This is a genomic window from Ralstonia sp. 22111 (genome assembly GCF_052045895.1).
GTDB classification, from domain to species: Bacteria; Pseudomonadota; Gammaproteobacteria; order Burkholderiales; family Burkholderiaceae; genus Ralstonia; species Ralstonia wenshanensis.
In genome coordinates this window covers 303304-324332 of sequence record NZ_JBQEPR010000006.1, presented here as the reverse complement: position 1 = coordinate 324332, position 21029 = coordinate 303304, and the positions used below count along the sequence as shown (strand labels likewise).

The window sequence follows — 21029 nt, the reverse complement described above, 5'->3', positions numbered from 1 at the left end:
CATGATCCGCGCAGGACGTTGGGAATCCGCCGAAGAAGTGCGCTTCTTCTTTCTTTTTCGGCGTATGAGCGCGCAATTTCATCCAACGTGCGGGCTTGTTGTTTGATCCACATGACCTCTACCATACGCCGCCGAATCCCCCGCTTATGCTTCGAGGAGGCCTCGTATGGCGTATCCCCCAATCCCGGTGCCGGTCGACGGCGCGCCCAGCGCCAACACGGCGTGGCAGGCGCGCAGCCGCGCGGCCGTCTGGCATCCGTGCACCCAAAATGCACGGCTTGATGCCATGCCGCCGCTGCCGATCGCACGCGGCCAGGGGCCGTGGCTGATCGACTTTGACGGCAAGCGCTACCTGGACGGCACCAGCTCGTGGTGGGTCAACCTTTTCGGCCATGCGAATCCGCACATCAATGCGGCGTTGAAGACGCAGCTCGATTCGCTGGAGCACGTCATGCTGGCGGGGGCCACGCATCGGCCGGCAGTGGAGCTGGCTGAGCGCCTGATCGACCTGACAGGCGGCGTGCTGGGCCACAGCTTCTTCGGCTCCGACGGCGCTTCTGCCGTGGAGATCGCGCTCAAGATGAGCTTCCACGCCCATCGCAATGCAGGGCAGGGCGCACGCAGCCGCTTCGTCTGCCTGGAACACGGCTACCACGGTGAAACGCTGGGCGCGCTGGGGGTGACGGATGTCGCGATCTTCCGGGATGCCTATGACCCGCTGATCCTGCAATCGCACCGGGTGCCATCGCCTGACGCGCGCCTGGCCGGCCCGGGCGAGACCGCCGTCGACGTAGCCGAGCGTGCGCTGGCCGCGCTGCGGGATTGCCTGAGCACCCACGCCGGCACCATCGCTGCCGTCATCATCGAGCCGCTGGTGCAGTGTGCCGCCGGCATGGCGATGCACGACGTGAGCTATTTGCGCGGCGTGCGTGCGCTGTGCGATGAGTTTGATGTGCATTGGATTGCCGATGAAATTGCCGTCGGCTGCGGTCGCACCGGTACGTTCTTCGCATGCGAGCAGGCCGGCGTGTGGCCGGACTTGCTGTGCCTGTCGAAGGGCATCAGCGGAGGCTATCTGCCGCTGTCGATCGTGCTGTCGCGCAATGCCATCTATGACGCCTTCAACGACGATGCGCCGGTGCGCAGCTTCCTGCATTCGCACTCATACACGGGCAACCCGCTGGCATGCCGCGCGGCACTCGCCACGCTCGATCTGTTTGCTGAAGAAGACGTCTTTGCGCGCAATCGCGTGACCGCGGCGCGCATCGCCCAGGGCCTGGCGCCGCTGTCGCACGATGCGCGGTTTGCCCATCTGCGGCAGACGGGGATGATCACCGCGTTCGACGTGCACCCCGACGTGGCCGGTGCGCGCTTTGCCGAACGCTTTGCGCTGACGGCACGCACGCACGGGCTGCTGCTGCGCCCCATCGGCAACACCGTTTATTTGCTGCCGCCTTATGTGCTGAGCGACGAAGAGACCGACACGCTGGTCGAACGCACGCTGCAGACGCTTGAAGACACGCTGGCCCAAGCTACGGGCGAAACAGAAGGACACACCTATGCGATTGCTTGACGACCTGCAGGCGGGCCTTGACGCCATCGACGCCGCGCACCTGCGCCGCGTGCGCCGTACCGCGTACAGCCCGACCGACCGCAGCCAGCGCATCAGCGTGCCTGGCGAAGAGCCGCGCGACATTCTGGGCTTTTGCGGTAACGATTATCTCGGCCTGGCAGCGCACCCCGCCTTGGCCGAGGCGGTGACGCAGGGCACGCAGCAATATGGTTTCGGCAGCGGCGCATCGCATCTGGTGAGCGGCCATTCGATCGCGCACGCGCGGCTGGAAGCACGCATGGCTGCACTGCAAGGCGAACACATTCCTGATGCGGATGCGCTGTTCTTCTGCACGGGCTACATGGCCAACCTGGCCGTGGTGAGCGCCATGGCGCAGGCTGGCGGCATCCGCCCGGCTGACGAATGCACGATCTTTTCCGACGCGCTGAACCACGCCTCGCTGATCGACGGTGCGAGGTTGTCGCGCGCGCCCATCAAGGTCTATCCGCACGTCGACCTTGCTGCGCTGGAAGCGCTGCTGGCGGCGAGCACGAGTCGCAATAAGCTGATCGTCACGGATGGCGTGTTCAGCATGGACGGCGACATCGCGCCGCTGCCTGAACTGCTTGCGCTGGCCGAACGCTACGACGCCTGGCTGATCGTGGACGACGCGCATGGCCTGGGCGTGCTCGGTGAGAAGGGCGCGGGCGTGCTGTCGCATTTCGGGCTGCGCTCGAAGCGCCTCGTCTATGTTGGCACCTTCGGCAAGGCTGCCGGCGGATCAGGCGCCGCCATCGTTGCGCATCGACTGGTGATCGACTGGCTGGTCCAGCGCGCCCGCACGTACATCTTCACAACAGCCACGCCGCCGGGCATTGCGTGTGCGGTGGAAGCCGCTTTGGATCTGATCGCAGGCGAGGAGGGCGCTGAACGCCGCGCGCGCCTCGATCGGCATATCGCCGTGTGGAGTGCGCATGCACAGCGTCTGGCTGCGCGTTTCGGTTGGCAGTGGATGCCATCGCCCACGGCCATCCAGCCGATCGTGATCGGTGAGAACGCACCGGCATTGGAGTTGGCCGCTGCACTGGAACGCGAAGGCATCCGCATCGCCGCCATCCGCCCGCCGACGGTGCCGGCCGGAACGGCCCGTCTGCGGATCACGCTGTCGGCGGCACATACCGATGCAGACATCGAGCGCCTCGCGCAGGCGCTGGAAGCGGCCGGCCAATCGCTTCAGCCAGCCAAGGCAGCCTGATATGCGCGCACGCTTCGATTGCTTTGTCACCGGCACGGATACGGAGATCGGCAAGACGCTGGTCAGCGCGACATTGCTGACCAAGCTGGCTGATGCCGGCTACCGCGCCGCAGGCCTCAAGCCGATTGCTGCTGGCACGCTGGCGGGCGCGCCCACGCGCACCAACGAAGATGTCGAGCAACTGCGTGCCGCTGCGTCGCTCGATCTGCCGCTCGATACCGTTTGCTCCTGGTTGCTCGACGCGCCAATGTCTCCGCATTTGGCAGCAGCGCGCGAAGGCGTGACCATTACGCTGCCACCGATTCTCGACGCGTTTGCGCACGCCAGATCGCTGGCGGATGCCGTCGTGGTGGAGGGCGTCGGTGGTTTCCGCGTGCCGTTGTCAGACGACTTTGATACGGCCGAGATGGCCGTGGCGCTGGGCTTGCCCGTCGTGCTGGTTGTCGGGTTGCGCCTGGGTTGCCTGAATCACGCCGCGCTCACCGCCGAGGCGATTGCCGCGCGTGGCCTGCATCTGGCCGGCTGGGTCGGTAACGTGGTCGACCCGGCCATGGCAGGCCTTGACGACAACGTCACTACCTTGCGTCGGTGGATCAACGCACCGCATCTGGGCACGATTCCGCGATTGCCGCGCGCCAATGCGCCCCTTGCCGCAACGCACCTCGATATCGCGCCGCTACTCGCACGTTGAGCTGACGCGCGGCGGTAAACTACCGGCTTCACTCAGTTTGGCGAGGACGGGCGTCATGCGCGCAATGCGGTGGGCGGCGGTAGCGATTGTGGTTGCGGCAACGGCGGGATGTGCTGCATTGGAATCCCCCGTCACCAAGGGCCAACGCTTGGTGGGCGCGGACGAGCCCGCTGTGCAGGCGCAGTTTGGGCCGCCGCGCGAAACCTATCCGCTCGATGGCGGCACCCGCTGGCTCTATCCGACCAAACCGTACGGCCAGTTCACCTACGCGGCGGACTTCGATGCCAGCGGCAAGCTCGTCGCCTTCAAGCAGGTCTTGAGCAGCCTTGAGTTTGCCCAGGCCAGGATCGGCGTCTGGACTCGGGACGACGTGCTGCGACATTTTGGCCAGCCAGTGGAGACGGCGTATTTTCCGCGCATGGACCGCCTAGTCTGGTCGTACCGCTTCAAGGCGGACGATGTCTGGCCGTCGCTGATGCATTTCTACTTCGACCCCGCCGGCGTATTGCAGCTCACGCAGATCACGCCCGACCCGCTCTACGATCCGGACCGCCCGCGACTGTTCCGCCGATAGCTCGCCGGCAGTTGAGGTAGCGCAATCCGATTGTGCGCTCAGGGTTCCTCCCGCATTGCGCGCGTTGTGCAGCGACCTAAGCTACAGAGCAGGGGAGGCAGACGCCGCCGGCGCTTGCCGAAAGCAGCCGTCATCAGAACGGACGCGCATTGTTGGGGGTGCATCATGCGGACGCATCGCTGGGTCGACATCGACCCGATCGCAGCGGGTCAACATCCGCTGTACGGCATTGCCGGATGGCTGCCGTGGGTGCTTGCCATTGCCATCGCAGGGCCGACGTGGGTGTTCTGGCAGGGGCTTTCGATGGATGCGCTGCAACTGGCCGGCGCCGACCTGTTCGACGCCAACGCGCCGGGCAGCGGGGCCATCAACCTCACCACACTGCTGTATCTGATTTCCAGCGTGACGGTGCTGGTGCTGGCCACCACGCACGACAGCGCATTCCGGCCGGCCATGCTCGTGCACATGGCGCTGCTACCGCCGCTGATTGGTCTGATGCTCATGGCGGGCGGCGTTCCAGGGGCACGCTCGACCTTTATCGACGGCGTGGCGGTTGCTGTGGCACTGACGCTGACGTGCGGCGTCTATCTGCAGGCCTCGCGCCGCGTGCACATCACCTTCGAACTACGCGACCGGGCGCCTGGCGAGCATGCCTGGTTCAAGCGTCAGAAACGGGCCGCGGCGGGTTGACCAGCGTGACCATCACGTAGCTCATGATGGTCAGATCCGCATTCAGTCGATCAGCGCAAAGCGCGGCACCTGCCGGCCGTCGACTTCAACCATCTCATGGAACATCGTCGATGGGCGTGTCCAGATCGTGCCGTTCGCGGCGCGATAGACCGTCATCTTGATGGCGGGATCGGGTTCGTACGTGGCCTCGCACAGCCATTCGTATTCGCCGCCCTTGTAGTGGCGGTAGCGGCGCGTTGGCATGTTCTGCATGGCGGCTTCAGTGTTGCGTGGGCTTGTCTTCTTCGTCGACGTAGGGCACGTGCTTGCCCTCTTGCGTCTGCGCGCCGAGCTTGGCGTCTTCCATGGCGTCCTGGTAGGCCAGCATGGCGGCGGCCACGGCTTCGGGTTCGCCGTTGAAGGAAATCACGCTTTCGCCGCAGTTCGGGCATTCGCCGCCGAAGATCGCGTGGATGCCGGGCATGTCGCGCGGCTCCATCCCTTCGAATTCGGTAAAGGCGGTCTGGCAGGCGCCGCAGACGAGTTTTTCAGGGCGCAAGGCTTCCAGTCGGCTCCGCGCCTGGGACATGCGTTCGGCTTGCGTGCCGCGTCGTTTGGCTTCGCCCATGGTGGTTCTCCTGTTCAGCAACGGTCGTTGAAGGCTGGATCATAGATCGAAGACCGGTGCCTGTCGCGCACTTGACGGATTGCACACCAATTGAACAGGCGGGGATGTCCGCGAAGAGGCGGTGGCAATGACGCGCCGAGGCGAGGGCGGCCAAGCGAAAGAAAGGCGGATATTCAATGAATGGATTGAATTGAAGGTATAAGCAAATTCTGCTTTGGCAGATTATTTTCAGGGGAATTTTGTGTTGCGGTGGATCAATGAAGTTTTAATCATCAAGTGCAATGAAATCCACGATGCATAAGCTGATGTCTCCAGCATGGATTGTTGAATCTTCGTTAAAAGAATAAGGAGTTCGCCATGAAGACATTGCTGCAGACAACGCTGATCACTGCAATGGCAGCGGCTTTGGCCGCGTGCGGGGGCGGGGATGACGAAGGCGGTGTCGTTCCCCCTGTGCCGCAGCAACCTTCCTCCATCCGGCTGGCGGACCCCGCCAACGGTTACCTGAACGCGCGGACTGCTGCTGCCTATACGTACTTTGGTTCCCGCGATACGTACAGCCTCTACGCGATCAGCCTCTTCTCCGTCATCGCAGCGGGCAGCCAGGCGGGCCCTGGGAACTTCTCGTCCAACTGCACAGGCGGAGGCACCGCATCGATTACATTCGACGATCGAGATGGGTCGGGCAGCATCTCGGCAGGCGATACCGCCAGCATGACGTTCGCGAATTGCCAGGAGAACGTTGAACTTGCCGGCGCAACGTTATTGACGACGCTTAATGGCGGAATGTCATTTGTCATCAACGCGGCGTCGGGCCCGACGGCAAACCTGCAGGATTTTTCGTTTGTCGCAGCTGTCACCGCAAATAATCTGAGTGCGCAGGCAGGTACCGCCTCAATGACATTCAATGGAACCATGACGATTTCCAAATCGATTCCGCAGCCCGACAGCACGCTGAAATACATTGCGACGTCCAATGACGTAACCGTGAACCGCAACATCAATGGCGTCCAGGATTCCATCATGCTGGCAGGCTGGCGTCTGGATGATGCGCTTTCGCTGCTGACCTTTACCGATGAGGTGAAGCTTTCCGGCAACCTGAATTTCACAACGGCCTCGGGCAACGAAAACCTTTTGCTGACCACGACGTCGCCGCTGGTCGTGGGCGCCTCGGGCGTACCGAGCGCCGGTTCCGTGGCGTTTGCCACCACACAGGATCAGGCGAGCGCATCCTTTGCCTCCACGGGTGATGTGGCGCTTGCGATCGACGCAGGGAAAACGGGTACGGTTTCCGCGACCCTTTCAACGACGATCAGCGCGCTGGAGAGCCTGTTCGGCAACTGAGCAGGGCAGCCTTGAGGGCGTCGTAACGGACGACCTCAAAAGCGAGATGGAAACGGGCCCCGGTTGGCGACGGGGCCCGTTTTCTTGCTGGCGCGGAGCATATCGATATCGGCGTGACAATGGTCAAGCCATCCAGGAGGTTCCGGCTGGTATAGTGCGGGCCCCAATTCACCCGCTTCATGCCACCCGACATGTCCACGATTCCCGCCTGTCCTCAATGTGCCTCTGAGAATACCTATCAGGACGGCGAAATGATGATCTGCCCGGATTGCGCGCACGAATGGAATCCATCGGCACAGGACGACGAGGATGAGCCGGAGGCGGTTATTAAGGACGCCAACGGCAATCAACTGAATGCCGGCGACTCTGCGACGCTGGTGAAGGACCTGAAGCTCAAGGGCGGGTCGGGCACGCTCAAGGCGGGGACCAAGATCAAGAACATCCGGCTCGTGGCGGGCGACCATCCGATCGACTGCAAGATCGACGGTGTGAGCTATCTGCTGAAGCCGGAGTTTTTGAAGAAGGCTTAGTGGAGTGTACGACGGAAGCAAAGTTGATCAACGTGATCGCTTCACAAGTCATTGATTCTAAAAGAATATTTTTGGCGATGATCACTATTGCTTGTCGATGCGTGGAGAAGCATAAGACAGCAATAGGTAACCAAGCCAAGCAATCTTGATGTGCTGACAACCAAGCGAAGCACAGATAGACAGCCCTTCGCCACTGCCTGAAAGAACTTGATCAGTTGGTGACCAGATGGGTAAGCGTTTGCCTCAGATTACTGGGATCGGCCTATCACGTCAGCCTGTGACAGGATGGCGCTCCTGGCATCTGCGATCGGAGCCCAGTGCTTCAACACAGGTGCCGCGAATGGCCAGACATTCACCGAGAGGCAGGACCACTTCACAGTCCAATCGAAAGCAACCACCGCGGAGTATTCTCGAAGCCCCATCAACTGATCGTAGTCAGGGCGTGCACGCATGCGTTCGATGATTGTCCGGATGACTCTTTCCTGTGCCAACCGAGTCAATTTGCCACGTGTGCCGAAACAAAAGCTCGCAAGCGGGGCGGCAAACGGTATTAGCCGAGGTGGCTCCCCGCTCAGTGTCAGAGAAGGTGGCAAGATCTGAGTGGCGATGAGTCGATGCACATCTCGTTCGGTGGCGCTGACCAAAAAGGCTGCTTCGGCTAGTGAGATAGAAGGGCTGGCACACATTTGATTCCCAAGGGCTTCGCCGGGAGCTAGCTGTTGGAAGCGCGCTCCTTGCTGGGTGGCTGCGTAGACGTCAACGTTGATTCTTTCCTATATATCCGACGCTTGTCGAGTTGGGTTGATGCGTCCAGCCTACCGGCTTTAGTCATGTGAGGCTACGCGGGATCCAGTCAGAGTTCCGCCGGCGGTGCAGGGATCAGCGTTGATGCTCACCATGCAAAGGTGCTGGGGTAGAAGCTACGCCGTGTTGACCTGTTCGTTTGGCTGATTGTTTCTTCGAACCAAGATGATCTGCAACTCGTCGCTTTCGCCCGGCTCAATAGCAGGGACTAGAGAGTTGGCGAGCGCGTAACGTTCGTCGCATGCTCGGGTGGTGGCCATCACTTCGTAGTGCAAGCCATGTGCCTCCAGTTCGTGAAGTAATCCTCGCCAATCGGCTTGGGTTCTTACAGAGATTTTTAGCGTGGAAAACCACTCGTCGTAGAAGCGCCTCAAGTTGCACCATGCATCACGCGACGCCATGTCCCCAATGAAAAACGGGGGCCCCCACTCATCCGCCATGAGGGTCTCGTATGTCAGCACGTAGTGGCTGAGATCGCCTTTTGCCTCTGCAAGACGCAGGCAGAATAGCATGACGTTCAGGGCCGCCCAGAACGATGCATCGAATGGGCGTGGAGGTCTGCGTAGAGCGTTGACGTACTTCCTAATACTGCTTTGTGCCCGCGTCGGACGAGGTGGGATATAAGCCCCCACTTTTTCAATTGCGTGTCTCCAGGACATCACAGATCTTAGGTCGGCGCGTCCCACCATGGACAGCGCCCAAAGCGGCATCGCAAGGGCGCGATCTGCGGTGTCGGTATGCGCCGACAGCAAAGACATCCACCGCTTCGCCGAGGGGTCGCCGCGAGCAAGCGCCCCTGGCAAATTCAATCGATTCTGCGCAAGCCTCTCCCACCAACGACTAGGGGCGTCGCCTAGGAATGAACTTCCTAATAACGCCTTTTCTATTGCATAGCCAGTGTCTACGTGAAGCGCTTCGCAGGCGAGATCAAACACCAATCGGCTTTGGACCTGAGGCAGGTGCCAATTTCCGCGAGGCGCAAATTGAAATCCATGCAGTGGCTCGCGTGATAGCTCCACATAACATCCCAAAAGTGGGTCGCATCGAACCGGCCGGAATGCGTACACCTTCCTTCTCCACACGTCTAGGGACATTTCCTGGTCAGCATCGTACCTTGCGCAACTGCTCACGGTGAAGCACGTTTGCTATCAAGAGCAGTTACACGGGAGCCTATGCGTTTGTGGGGCGTCTCTATGTCCGATCCAGAATCTCACGCTGATACACGTGTTGCCTCGTACTTGTTGCAGCAGCACGGACCGCTCATGCATGGGCGCAGCCTATGGCTTGCATTGGGGTACGTTTCAGCGCAGGCCTTTCGGCGGGCGATTCGGAATGGATTGGTGCCGGTTAGAACTTTTACGCTGGACAGAAGAAAGGGTCGGTTCGCCAAAACGCTCGACGTTGCTGATTGGCTTACGAGACTGGCTTCCCCCGAACCTCAGGAGGAGGTGTCCGCGGACTCTGAAGGAGAGGGTTTCATGCCGCCAGGTTGAGTCAAGGGATAGCGGTAGGAATGAAAACGCCCCAGTCTGGAACACTGAGGCGTTTTGATGCTGCATCGCTCGTCAGGCGGAACCGGCGAACTCCGATTCAGTGTCGACCTCTTTATGCCAGCTGTCAAGCTGGCATGTCCTCTTGCGCGCATCCCTTCCCCAGTCGCATTCAACGTCCGCAACTGGTTTCAGAGAGCCCCTCATGCTTATGAGCATTGATCTGCTCATCGCACAACCAATGAGGTGACTATCTCAGTACCTAGCCGCGGGTCCTCCACGTTGCATCCAGTTCTGGAGAGACGGCGATAGCCGTCGGGAGCGAGAACCATGTGGTCAATCCATGAGCACAGCTATGGCGGCTTGCAGCGCCGGTACGTCGATTTCAGGGGAGGGGTGCTGTGTTGCGTCGATCCGCTCCGACACAAACCGGTAGCTTTCGCGACCGAGCTGCACTTCGAAAACTGGCTTCTTTATTGGGCGAAGCCTGAGGTCCGGCAACTCACCACTGAACCGGCGCGACTGCAATGTATGTGTCGCGGCACTCGCATGAGCTTGTCGCCGGACCTGGTGATCGAACGAGAGAACGTTGAAATTCAACTGGTGACATCTCGCCTCGGTTCAGCAGCCGAATCGCTCGCTCGCCGGCTGGCCTTTGTCGCGGAAGCCCATGGCTTCTCCTGGTCTCTGCGGACAAAACGCGAGATTCGTACCGATCCAGTCACATTGACCAACCTAGACCGATTGCGGCAGTGCGCAACGTTGTACGCCGATGAGCCTGCGCGGCAGGTCCGCCGCGTTGTCCTGGCAAGCCTGCATTCCCAGCCTTTGACGACTCGACGGGAGCTTCGTCTACTCGTCGCTCGAGATGTGCCGGACACCTTGCTTGATGCAACGCTGGTCCGACTGCATGCAGCCGGAAAATTGATTCTCGAACTTTCAGGAGAACGCTATGGCGAACGAACTGTTATCCGACTGCCTTAAGAGGGGACGGAACCGTATCCCGGAATGCTATCGGGCAATTGAATCGTGGCCCTCGGTGGACGAGTCCCTGCTGAAGGGGCAAGCAAATCGCCAAAGGTATCGGCGGCTTTGCGCTGGCATTGAGTTGTACCTTCAATCAAGACCGTTGGCAGAAATCGAGGAGGCAACGTGCCTGTCTTCACGTCGTTTTCTTACCATCATAGATCGGTGTTTGGAAGTAGCGCCGGATGGAAGGATCTGGGGATTAAGAGCATGCGTGTACAGAGCAAGAATTCAGTCACCGCAACGCAGAAAGGAAATCACCGCACATCCTGAGCCACGCGCAGGATTTCAAGGCGCATTCCGCAAGTTCCTTGTCGATCATCCTGAAATCGAAACCAAGCTGCGAAATGCATTGGTTCGACGCGTAACCAAAGGGGCGAAACCAAACCGCCTCAATTTCCGCGAAGCGCATAAGGAGTTCAAACGCATCTGCCGGGAGACAGGGGTCGCAGAAAACGTGTATCCGCTGAGCCAAACAAGCAAAGGAGCCTGGGGGCTCCGGAAATGGATACGTGACGAATTGATTCCACATGACGGCGAGAGATGGGTCAAGTACGAGCATGGGGACGCCGCTGCACAGGCATACGCGTTCCAGCTCGGCGACGGAACATCCAAGCCACTGCCGGCGCCATATGAGGCATGGGAACTCGATGAGGTCACCATCGATCACGATGCGTGCTACGAGCTCCCAAATGCGAGCGGGGACTGGGAGGAAGTTCGGTTGCGCCGTCCCTTCGTTATCCGCGTTATCGATGTGGCGACGGGGGCGAAACTGGCGAATCGCCTAGTGCTGGCGTCTCAAGTCTCGGCGGAGGACGTCTCGATGCTTTTGTGGGAGGCAATCTCCGGTGTCGTTCTTAGCGAGGAGGCCCGCAATGCGGGGGCGCTGGAAGGGGCCGGATTTCCAGCTGCGGAGATCAGTGAGCTGCGTTTTGCAGTTCCCCGGATCGTCTACCTTGACAATGCCCTCGCACATCTCTCAAACCACGTTCGGCATGTTGTGAGCCATCTGTGGGGGGCGGAGGCAGGGTTCGGCAGACCTGGTACGCCGCAGGAACGGCCGCACATCGAGGCAGATTTTTCTGCTATGGCACGACGCTTAGTTCACCAGCTACCTGGAACTACAGGATCCGGGCACAAGGATCCGGTGAAGGGTCGAGCAGGACCACGTGTTCCGGTGGAAGCTCTCGCCGCTGCCATCGATTGCTATTGCGCAAATGCGAACGTCTTAGCTGCAGCGGCATCGCACTATATCGCACCGTTGGAGCGCCTGCGGCGTAGCCTCGCTAGCGGTGCGCTGTCTCCAACGTATCTACGCGCTGACCGGCGGCGACCGCACTATTTTAACAAGCCTTGCAAGGTAACGGTAAAGGTCGACCTGCGTTTGGGGCGCCGACCCTATATCAATTATCTCTATGTACGCTACAGCAGCAAGCACCTACAGCGCAATATTGGCCTGAAAGGCAAAACGATGTGGGCTCGGCCGGATTTTCATGACTTGCGGACGATAGTGCTATTTGACGATTCAGGCCGGGAATTCGGATCTGTCAACGCGCTTGGGAAATGGGGGCAATTTCCACATGATGTGCGCATTCGTAAACTGTTCGCTCGACTTAAACGTGAGGGCGAGTTGGAGCCGCGCCCAGACGACGATCCACTGCGATGCTTGTTCAACTATCTCAATAGCAGGGCTGACAGGAACAGGAATGCAGCGCTTCAGCTTGCATATTTGCTTCACTACCTGAAGGCAAGTGATAGCGCAATAGCACTGCCTGATGTGACTGAGACAGAAGTGCTCCCAATCATTGATCCGGAGCAAAAAACCACGGGCTCTCTACATCAACCGCATCCACCATGGCCCGTAGCTCAGGCACTCCCACGCCCTAAAGAACATGAGCGTGAGGCAATTGGCACAAACGGGGTCCCGCGAACCATTGTGAGGAGGTGACCATGTGCCCGGAGGAATTCTTCACCGAATCGTCGCACGGGCCCGCGAAGCCCGATGCACTAGATGACGTCATCGTATGGACTCCCGCAATTGAACGTCTGGGAAAGCAGGTGGGGTGGTGGGTCCGCATGGACTCCCCCGGTGGGATCGTATATGGCAAGCCAAGAACGGGAAAAAGCGCAGCATGCAGCTATCTGGCAGCGACGTTGCAAACGATCATTGGCTGCCAGGTGATCGTGGTTATCTGGAGGATCCAGGGCGACGCATTGCCTAGGGAAAGAGACTTTGTCCAGGAGCGGCTACAGCAGTCAGGGTGTGCTGCTGTCATGCATCGGGACATTGCTGTTCTACGCACCCGCCTTTACGACCACATCGCTCGTCTAGCTGCCGAGGGTTGTGCGAAACGCACGATCATCATCGTTGATGATGCCCAGCAGCTAGCGCATGATCACTATAGCTATCTAGTGCATTGCTTCGACGAGTTGGTGCAGCGGCAGTTACGTCCGTTCTTCCTCTTGGTTGGCCAGCCGGAACTGAAAGATATTGCCCACTATTGGTCCGAGAACCAGTTGCACCAGATCGTCGGGCGCTTCTACGTCCATCAGTTTGCCTTCAAGGGCGTTGCCGTGTCCGATATATCGGAGGTGCTGGAGCAGTTCGACCAACCAACGATGCCAGGTCGACCCAGTGTGCCAGCGTCGATTCTTGCTGGAGCATACGCAGAAGGCTGGCGCCTGCATATGCTAGCTCCCCTATTCGGGGAGGCCTTGGCCGCGGTATCGAGGCAGCACAACCTGTCCGAAGAGATACTGATCCCGATGCAGTATCTGCGTTCCACTGTCCTTGCTTTCCTATCGAGAGTGTTGGAGCAAAGGATAGACCCTCATGCCGCGTCAGCCGCCTTGGTGATGAAGTGTCTTCGTGACGCGGGTTTTCTGGGGGTTATCGGCTACTACTCAGAGACGCCAAGCTCGAGCGGAAACACTGAGGAGGGCCCATGGGACATCTGATGGTCACATGGGAGCGGCCCAACTCCCTGGAGCCGACGAGTTGCGCATCTGGAGAATCCTCGTTATATGAGCGGTGGTCCCGGTTCTGCTTGACGTTTTGTCCTGACTCAAGGGAAGTGCGCCAGATGCTTGGGACGCTCTCGGGGATCAACAAGATTCTGGACGCCGCATCGGATTATTCGAAACGGCCGGCGCGCTACGAGACTGTTATAGCGGCATTGACTGCGAGCAACGACGACTTTTGGCATGCGTCGGGAGTAGACATATTTGGACGTGATCCACATGCGCTCAGTGCGTCGGCGTATCTTCGCTATTGCCCGCACTGTCTTGCACACGGATTCCATGCGACGCTGTTCCAGCATCTCCTGACATGTGAATGCCCTCTGCATCATTGTAGGCTTGAGCTGACTTGCACCTCTTGCGGATTACCGTTGGCCCCGACCTGGGAGCAAGCAGCCCGATTTCCGTACGCGTGTCCGCACTGCTCAGCATTGCTGATCAAAACCACGACCAGGGTTGATCGAGGGGAGAAGATTCAACGTGTGGAATCCGTGATTGGGGAAAGCCGCACTGCTCTAAAAGAGTGTGGTGACGAGACTTCGCTTCCGCAGCCGCCCGCAACGTTAAATCCATTCACGTCTGCGTGGTTCCAGAATGAAGCGAGAACACGTCGATACTTGCGACGGCATCTTCAGTGGCGTGGCAGCGAGGAGGGCCGCCAGAGCCTCAAGTCTGAAGTGAGTGTGACATCGCTAGAAGCTTCGCCTCCAGCGCCGTGGCGATCAATTCAGAATGGCATGACAAGCACCATTCTGGATACCTTGGCCAGACTGAGGGCGCTTAGCGTGACCGATCAGAGTCAAATACCGCACGCTGTCTCGATACTGGACGTGCGTGGAAGCGGCCTGCGAATTCAAGCGGCAATGAAAGCAGTGGTTGCGGCGTACTGTAAGACCGCAATTCTCTACGGCGTTCCGCCGGCAGTGGGCGTACCAAGCCGCACGTGCAACCCGGCGCTCTCAGGAATTTGGTTTCAAACGCAGTTTCTGCCTGTTCGAAGCCGCTTAATACCTGGGCCTGTTGCGATGAACCAGATACTCGCAGAGTGTGAGGTTCTAGGCCTGTTTTGCATGGTTCTTAGTAGCTTGGTTTTACTGGACAGGACCGTGTTGATCGACTGGGGCGATTGCCCATCCTTCGATCAGTTTTGCCCAGCGTGGCGCTGGCTGCCAACGGAGAGGGTATTACAGATACGGCCACGCGCGACCTGGTCGCTTGTGACATGGATGATTGAGCGATACGCAGATAGAGAACTACATGAGTAGCACTGGGTAATAGGCCATTCAGATAGGGCGTGATTGGGGTCACGGTGAGTTGTTAGCGGTGGACGCAGCTTCGCAAGGCTGGCTGCCGCATACGCGAAGCGAAGGGCATGCAGGAGCGCTGCACGCTTACTGACGATCGGCGAAAACGCAGTAAGATCAATTACGTCGGTTGTTCCCGCGAAGGAGGGCGGCCGCATCGCTCAAAGGGGTAATCATGAAGCCAAGAACACGCAATGCTCCACGCAAGCCACGCCCAACAGAGACGCCGGATCAGTTGGCCGCTCGTTTGGCTTTGTTCGCAGAGTTGACGAAGGCGCAGGCGCTTGCTCGGCACTCAATAGTGGAACCACAAGTAGCAGGCCCGGTGTTGGCTGGCAAGCGAACTCTTACCACCGACTAAGTTAACGCAACACAAACCTTGGCAATGATGATCGGTCATGCTTCACATTGAAGGCGTACCTCACGGCATTGCAAGCCCGGTCTACATTGTTCTGGTGATTATGTCCGTGTTATCTGCGGCGGTGGGATTCGGTGTGTTCAGAAAGCTCCAACCACGGGATACGATTCAGATGCACATCGCTGCTCGTCAATGGCTGGCCAATGAACTGATGGTTCCGACGCAGCGCAAACGCGTGGTTGTCACGCACCATGCGCCTTCTAAGCAAAGTGTGTCCATGCAGTATCAAGGCGATCTACTCACGCCGGCATATGCTAGCCACCTGGACGATGTGGTCGAACTGGTCGATCTATGGATCCATGGCCATATGCATGACAGCTTTGACTACACCGTAGGGGCATGTCGAGTTGTCTGCAACCCAAGAGGCTATGCGCCAAAGGGGCGAGTCGTAGAGAATGCTGCGTTCAATCCTGGATTAACCATTCAGAGCCAGGTTATTGGCACGCCAAGCTGAGCGGGACAACAGACCGGGAGTGCCATTACGGTTCGCGTGGGTGAGCCACGTCATGGAGCAAGTTTTGATCTCGAAACACGACGGACCTGAGCGCCTAGTGGTGACTCTTTCTGTTGCACTTTGCCCCTATCTTGCCAAGGTCTTGCGAGAGTGGTGTGTCGGCGGGGACGACGCTGTTCTGCCTCGGCTCGAGCGCGCCGTAGGCTCTTTTCTGTAGGCGATCAGGATACTGCTAAGAGGTTCCGCGAGCGCCTGGAGCGCGGTCGTCTTGAGCTCCATGGGGAGAGCGTATCCCTTGTCACAGCCGCGCTCAGAACATTCAGCATTTGTGGAGCCCACCGAAGCTAGTGCTTGGTGGACTGCACGGTCAAGGAAAATCGCGAGGATAAGCGCTTGACTGCATCGGACGCAGAAAGTCGTCCGACAGAGCACTTAGAAGAAATGGCGAATCCCCACGCGGAGCAGTGACTGATTCCGGTTGGACGAAACATTCGCCGCACCTGCCACATACGCTACGTCGAGCACAGAACCAGTCGTATCACCGCTGACATGTTGGTACACGCCTTGCAAGTAGACATCGGTGCGCTTCGACATTGCGTAATCCGCCATCAGACCGATCGAATGGTAGGTGGGATGCAGCGTTCCGGACGTTGCATTGAAGTTGGCACGCGTGTAGGTGTACATCGCACCCAGCCAATACGACGGGCCAAACTGATATTTGGCGTTGATCTCAAGATTCTGGAAGCGCAATGACGACAGTTGCCCGACCGGCGCCGTAATCGGCCCGACATAGCCGGAGCTTTGCGGGTCAGCGACGTTCGTGTTGGAATAGGACAGCCCCAGGGTGGCTTTGCCGAAGGTGTACGTCACCCCGGCACCAAAGATCTTCAGCTTGGTGCCAAGCAGGTTCTGGTCTCCGCTGTTATTGATTGCGCCGTACGACGTAGCGGACGGGCTGTCGGCTTGCAGATATGCGGCCGTCAGCAGCAAGCCACCAACCGTATACTGACCGCCCACGCTCACCAGTCGATTGTTCGAGAAGCCCGTATCGTTGCTGAAGCTGTACGTGGCACCGAACTTCACACCGTCCAGGGTCGGGCTGGTGTACTTGACCGTGTTGTTTGTTCGGAACGAGTTGATGAGATTGTCATTGTCGACCGGGTGGGCGAACATGTAGCCGCCCCAGGTGCCGCCGGCAGAGGTCTGCGCGAGGTAATCCACCACGGAGTCATACTGCCGCCCGACTGTGAGCGTGCCTGCATTGCTGCTCGAGAAGCCCACGTACGCCTGACGCCCAAACAGCAATCCGCCCTGAAAAGCCCGACCGGTGTCCACGTCAAAACCGTTTTCGAGTTGAAAGATCGTTTTGACACCGCCGCCGAGTTCTTCCGACCCTTTGAGCCCCCAACGGCTACCGTGCGGGAACCCGCTGGCCATTGCAACCTGGCTGTGACCGCCGACGTTATTCGTGTAGTTGAGCCCTTCGTCGAGCACACCATACAGGGTCACTGAACTTTGTGCGAATGCTGGCGCGGTGACCGCGCACGAAGCCAATGCCACAAACAAGCGTGTCTTCATATTTGTCTCCTCGGACATATCCTTGTCCTAGTGGTTGGATGATGCTTGGGTACAACATCGCCCACGCTGATCGCTCGGCGATGTCAACGTGAGGGGGGGCGAACAGGTCGTCCCAGTCGATGATTGCCGCACGTGTGAAGTGGATCGATGGGGGAGGGCCGGTTCTTAGAGCAAGGGGCGCCGGTTCAGGGCTCACTGTCCATGAGCGCGTTCCTGCGGTTGGGGTCGCTTCAATGCGGAGGATTTCTGTGCACGTTGCCCCCGTGTAGCCAGCCAGCACAGGATCGACCCCGCGCAGACCATGGACGCGCCTTTCCAGAAGGCGAACGACAGTGGCGTGTGCAGTAGCGTTGCCGCCAAGGCCGCAGAAAGAACTGGGATGAAGTACGACGCGCCTGCGAGTACCGTCACGTTGCCGTGTAGGATGCCGACGTTCCACGCCGCATAACCAAAGCCCATTGCCGACGCAGCTAGCGCGAGGTAAACAATCGCCTCGTAGCTGAAATGCATCGTGCCACCGCCGGCTGCGAGGTATTTGATCCACAGTGTCAGGGCGGTGAGTGCGAAGAACAGCGTGATGCCGTTTTTACCTTCAGCAATCCGCGTTGTGACGGTGCAATACGCAGCCCAGATCAACGCGCCCGAAAACGCGAGCCCATAGCTAAGCGGATTGTCCTGAACGTTCGCTGCCATGCCGGCGATATCAAGCCCCTGGTCGCCGCCCAGCACGAGGCAGATGCCGAGAATGGCCACCAGAAAACCGGGAACGATCAGGAGATTCGACTTCTGCTTATTGAACACAATGGCACACAGCATCGTGAGCGACGGCCACAGGTAGTTCACCATTCCGACCTCGATGGCTTGTCGACTGGTGTTGGCATAGCCGATGGACAGCGAGAGGCACAGCTCATAGGCGACGAACAGCAGGCTTCCCCAGATGAGATACCGGCGCGGAAAGTCTCTCAACCGGATGAAGCCGACCGAGAACAGAAGCAGCACGGAGGCCACGCTGTACATCATGGCGGCGCCCCCCACGGCCCCAAGGCTTTGACTAACGCCACGGATCAGTCCGACGATCGAGGCCCACAATAGAACAGCGATGAGCCCGATGAGGGTTGCCTTGTTTTTGCTTTGCATAATGCGCGTGCACTGATATGTCGGTCTGACGGGGAGGGCAGTCTTGCCGGAGGCGCCACGCTCGACTGCTGCCGAGCGTGGTTGGCCTTTCGCCTAGTTCGCCGCGGCGTAATCCGGCACGTCGATCCAGACGGTCTTGATCTCGGTGTACTGGTCGTGCGCCCAGATCGACTTGTCGCGCCCGCCAAAACCCGACTCCTTGTACCCGCCGAACGGTGTGGTGATGTCGCCCTCTCCAAAGCAGTTGACGGTGACAACGCCCGCACGAATCTCGCGCGACAGCCGAATCGCTTGGTTCAGGTTGCTCGTATAGACGGACGCTGCCAGCCCATAGACCGAATCGTTCGCGAGTGCGATGGCTTCTTCCGTGCTGGTGAAGGTCGTAACCGAAAGAACGGGGCCGAAGATTTCCTCGCGGAAGAGCCGGCTGTCCCGGCCCACGCCATCGACCACCGTCGGCTCGACAAAGGCTCCGCCTTCCGTACGGCCGCCAAACGCCACGCGGAGTTCCTCGGCGTGGGCCTGCTCGATGTAGGAACGCACCTTGCGGAAATGCGCTTCGCTCACCAGCGAGCCGATCCGATGCGCGGGATCGAGTGGATCGCCCATCTTCCACTCGCGCATGTGCACGCCGATGCGCTGCAACAGCGCATCCTTCACGTCGGCATGCACGATCAGCCGCGACGACGCCGAGCAGTTCTCGCCCATGTTCCAGAACGCACCGTTGACGATGTGCTGGGCCACGGCATCGATGTCCTCGACGTCGCTCATCACCACCGCCGGATTCTTGCCGCCGCATTCGAGCACGATGCGCTTCAGGTTGGAATCAGCGGCATAGCGCAGGAACAGGCGGCCGGTGTCCGTCGAGCCGGTAAAGCTCACCATTGTCACGTCCATGTGCTTGCCTAGCGGCTCGCCGACGTCCTTACCGCCGCCTGGCAGCACGTTGAACACACCGGCAGGCACTCCGGCCTGGTGCGCCAGCTCCGCCACGCGCAATGCGGTCAGCGTGGTCTCCTTGGCCGGCTTGACGATGATCGAACAGCCCGCCGCCAGTGAGGGGCCGATCTTCCACGCCAGCATCAGCAGCGGGAAGTTCCACGGCAGGACCAGTCCCACCACGCCAATCGGCTCGCGCACCACCAGCGACAGCGCATTCGACCCCACCGGTGCCGTGCTGTCGTAAATCTTGTCGATCAGTTCGGCGTGCCAGCGGATGGTGTGGATGGTCTCCGGCACATCGGTCAGCTGGCATTCGCGGATCGGCTTGCCGCTGTCGAGGCTTTCCATGACGGCCAGCTCGTGCGCGTGCGCCTCGAGCAGATCGGCGAAGCGCAGCAGCGTTGCCTTGCGCGCCGACGGCGCTTGACGATGCCAGCGCCCATCCTCGAACGCGGCCTTGGCCTTGGCCACGGCGATTTCCACATCGCGTGCATCACACGCCGTGATCTCGGCCAGGACCTTGCCGGTGGCGGGATTCGTTGTCTGGAATGTCTTGCCCGATACGGACGGAACAAACGCGCCATCAATGAACGCCTGCGTCGGAAGCGTTATGTCCTTGGCGAGCGCCGCGTACTGGGATGCCGTCAGAAGCCCGCTCATTGCGCACGACCCTCCACCACGGCAGCCACGTCGGCCTTGAGCTTGGTGATGATGCCTTGCAGCTTCTGCTTCTCTGCGTCATTGAGCGGCTGCAGCGGTGCCCGCACACCACCCGCACGCAGGCCAACCACTTCGCAGCCATGCTTGATGGATTGCACGAACTTGCCGCCCTCCAGGAAATCCATCAGCGGCAGCAGCGCAGCCATGATGCGGCGGCCCTTGTCGAAGTTCTTTTCAACCACGCAGGCTTCGTACAGCGCAACGTGCTCGCGCGGGATGAAGTTCGAACCCGCGCACACCCAACTGCGTGCGCCCCACGCGAAGAACTCCAGCGCCTGGTCGTCCCAGCCGCACGAGACGTCGATGTTCGGGAACTCGGTCACCAGCATGTGCAGCTGGCCCGTCTGGCCCGAACTTTCCTTGATGGCGAGAAAGTTCTTCGACGCTGCCGACACGGTATTGAAGAACTTGCGGCCCATCGACACGCTCATCCGCCCCGGATAGTTGTAGAGCATGATCGGCAGGTCTGCCGCCTTGTCGATGGCAAGCGCGTGAAGGGCGTTTTCCTGCTCCGTCGGCAGTGCATACGGCGGCGAGCCGACGAGAATGGCGTCTGCCTTGATGGCCTTGGCAGCCTTGGCGTATTCGACCGAATCTTCCGTGCGCACGGCGCCGGTGCCGATCACCATCGGCACACGCGTGCCGATCACGTCCTTGGCCAGTGCTGCCAGATCGAAGCGCTCCTGCGCCGTGTGCGCGTAGTACTCGCCGGTCGATCCGCCGATGATGATGCCATGCACCTTGGCGGCAATCAGCGATTCCAGCACTTCGGCAAAGGCGGTGTTGTCGATCTGGCCATCTGCGGTCAGGGGCGTGATGGCGGGCGTGTAGATGCCTTCGAATTTCATGATGGGTTATCCGTTGATGAGAGAACACCGCTCCATCGGAGCGGCAG

Annotated in this window: 18 protein-coding genes; 11 read left to right on the top strand and 7 right to left on the bottom strand. The window is 59.7% G+C overall.

What is annotated here, in order from left to right; genetic code table 11:
- Positions 1-166: 166 nt before the first annotated feature.
- From bioA to ACTJK4_RS17395, 5 genes are all read left to right on the top strand, one after another.
- Positions 167-1573, top strand: a complete 1407-nt coding sequence (bioA, locus tag ACTJK4_RS17415) for an adenosylmethionine--8-amino-7-oxononanoate transaminase (protein WP_260802484.1) — start codon at positions 167-169, stop codon at positions 1571-1573.
- Positions 1560-2807 carry an 8-amino-7-oxononanoate synthase gene (bioF, locus tag ACTJK4_RS17410; protein ID WP_232042809.1) on the top strand — a complete coding sequence of 416 codons (1248 nt, stop codon included), beginning with the start codon at positions 1560-1562 and terminating at the stop codon, positions 2805-2807. The genes bioA and bioF overlap by 14 nt, the downstream gene beginning before the upstream one ends.
- A gap of 1 nt (position 2808) precedes the next feature.
- Positions 2809-3498: a dethiobiotin synthase gene (gene bioD / locus ACTJK4_RS17405; RefSeq protein ID WP_440818535.1), complete on the top strand. Its 690-nt coding sequence runs from the start codon at positions 2809-2811 to the stop codon at positions 3496-3498.
- 55 nt (positions 3499-3553) lie between these two features.
- The gene (locus ACTJK4_RS17400) at positions 3554-4072 is read left to right on the top strand and encodes a hypothetical protein (RefSeq protein WP_232042811.1); all 519 of its coding nucleotides are present in this window, start codon (positions 3554-3556) and stop codon (positions 4070-4072) included.
- Between the two features lie 165 nt (positions 4073-4237).
- Positions 4238-4762, top strand: coding sequence for a hypothetical protein (locus ACTJK4_RS17395; protein WP_440818534.1), 525 nt, complete (start codon positions 4238-4240; stop codon positions 4760-4762).
- 42 nt (positions 4763-4804) lie between these two features.
- Here ACTJK4_RS17395 and ACTJK4_RS17390 read toward each other — a convergent pair whose 3' ends face one another.
- Both ACTJK4_RS17390 and ACTJK4_RS17385 read right to left on the bottom strand, forming a co-directional pair.
- Positions 4805-5014: a DUF1653 domain-containing protein gene (locus tag ACTJK4_RS17390; protein WP_232042813.1), complete on the bottom strand. Its 210-nt coding sequence runs from the start codon at positions 5012-5014 to the stop codon at positions 4805-4807.
- A 7-nt stretch (positions 5015-5021) separates the two neighbouring features.
- The gene (locus tag ACTJK4_RS17385) at positions 5022-5369 is read right to left on the bottom strand and encodes a hypothetical protein (RefSeq protein ID WP_232042814.1); all 348 of its coding nucleotides are present in this window, start codon (positions 5367-5369) and stop codon (positions 5022-5024) included.
- A 357-nt stretch (positions 5370-5726) separates the two neighbouring features.
- On the opposite strand from ACTJK4_RS17385, the gene ACTJK4_RS17380 reads away from it, so the two are divergent.
- Together ACTJK4_RS17380 and ACTJK4_RS17375 are read left to right on the top strand one after the other, a co-directional pair.
- Positions 5727-6713 (top strand): hypothetical protein, encoded by a 987-nt coding sequence (locus ACTJK4_RS17380; protein WP_440075930.1) that lies wholly within the window; start codon positions 5727-5729, stop codon positions 6711-6713.
- 191 nt (positions 6714-6904) lie between these two features.
- Entirely contained in the window at positions 6905-7243 is a 339-nt protein-coding gene (locus tag ACTJK4_RS17375; protein ID WP_440818533.1) for a zinc ribbon domain-containing protein YjdM, read from the top strand.
- Between the two features lie 920 nt (positions 7244-8163).
- Here the strand turns inward: ACTJK4_RS17375 and ACTJK4_RS17370 are convergent.
- The gene (locus ACTJK4_RS17370) at positions 8164-8805 is read right to left on the bottom strand and encodes a hypothetical protein (protein WP_440818532.1); all 642 of its coding nucleotides are present in this window, start codon (positions 8803-8805) and stop codon (positions 8164-8166) included.
- A 1062-nt stretch (positions 8806-9867) separates the two neighbouring features.
- On the opposite strand from ACTJK4_RS17370, the gene ACTJK4_RS17365 reads away from it, so the two are divergent.
- From ACTJK4_RS17365 to ACTJK4_RS17350, 4 genes are all read left to right on the top strand, one after another.
- Positions 9868-10521 (top strand): hypothetical protein, encoded by a 654-nt coding sequence (locus ACTJK4_RS17365; RefSeq protein WP_440818531.1) that lies wholly within the window; start codon positions 9868-9870, stop codon positions 10519-10521.
- The gene (locus ACTJK4_RS17360; RefSeq protein WP_440818530.1) at positions 10490-12511 is read left to right on the top strand and encodes a hypothetical protein; all 2022 of its coding nucleotides are present in this window, start codon (positions 10490-10492) and stop codon (positions 12509-12511) included. The genes ACTJK4_RS17365 and ACTJK4_RS17360 overlap by 32 nt, the downstream gene beginning before the upstream one ends.
- Positions 12512-12513: 2 nt before the next feature.
- Positions 12514-13521, top strand: a complete 1008-nt coding sequence (locus ACTJK4_RS17355; RefSeq protein ID WP_440818529.1) for an ATP-binding protein — start codon at positions 12514-12516, stop codon at positions 13519-13521.
- Between the two features lie 1762 nt (positions 13522-15283).
- The gene (locus ACTJK4_RS17350) at positions 15284-15757 is read left to right on the top strand and encodes a hypothetical protein (RefSeq protein WP_440818528.1); all 474 of its coding nucleotides are present in this window, start codon (positions 15284-15286) and stop codon (positions 15755-15757) included.
- Positions 15758-16189: 432 nt separating this feature from the next.
- On the opposite strand, the gene ACTJK4_RS17345 is transcribed toward ACTJK4_RS17350, so the two are convergent.
- The 4 genes from ACTJK4_RS17345 to ACTJK4_RS17330 all read right to left on the bottom strand — a co-directional run bounded on the left by ACTJK4_RS17345 (position 16190) and on the right by ACTJK4_RS17330 (position 20982).
- Positions 16190-17335 carry a porin gene (locus ACTJK4_RS17345; protein ID WP_440818527.1) on the bottom strand — a complete coding sequence of 382 codons (1146 nt, stop codon included), beginning with the start codon at positions 17333-17335 and terminating at the stop codon, positions 16190-16192.
- Positions 17336-17527: 192 nt separating this feature from the next.
- Positions 17528-18472, bottom strand: a complete 945-nt coding sequence (gene yddG, locus ACTJK4_RS17340) for an aromatic amino acid DMT transporter YddG (protein WP_440818526.1) — start codon at positions 18470-18472, stop codon at positions 17528-17530.
- A 93-nt stretch (positions 18473-18565) separates the two neighbouring features.
- On the bottom strand, positions 18566-20074 hold the full coding sequence (locus ACTJK4_RS17335) for an aldehyde dehydrogenase (RefSeq protein ID WP_440818525.1): 1509 nt from the start codon (positions 20072-20074) through the stop codon (positions 18566-18568).
- Positions 20071-20982, bottom strand: a complete 912-nt coding sequence (locus tag ACTJK4_RS17330; protein WP_440818524.1) for a dihydrodipicolinate synthase family protein — start codon at positions 20980-20982, stop codon at positions 20071-20073. Before ACTJK4_RS17330 ends, ACTJK4_RS17335 begins: the two co-directional genes overlap by 4 nt.
- Positions 20983-21029: the final 47 nt, after the last annotated feature.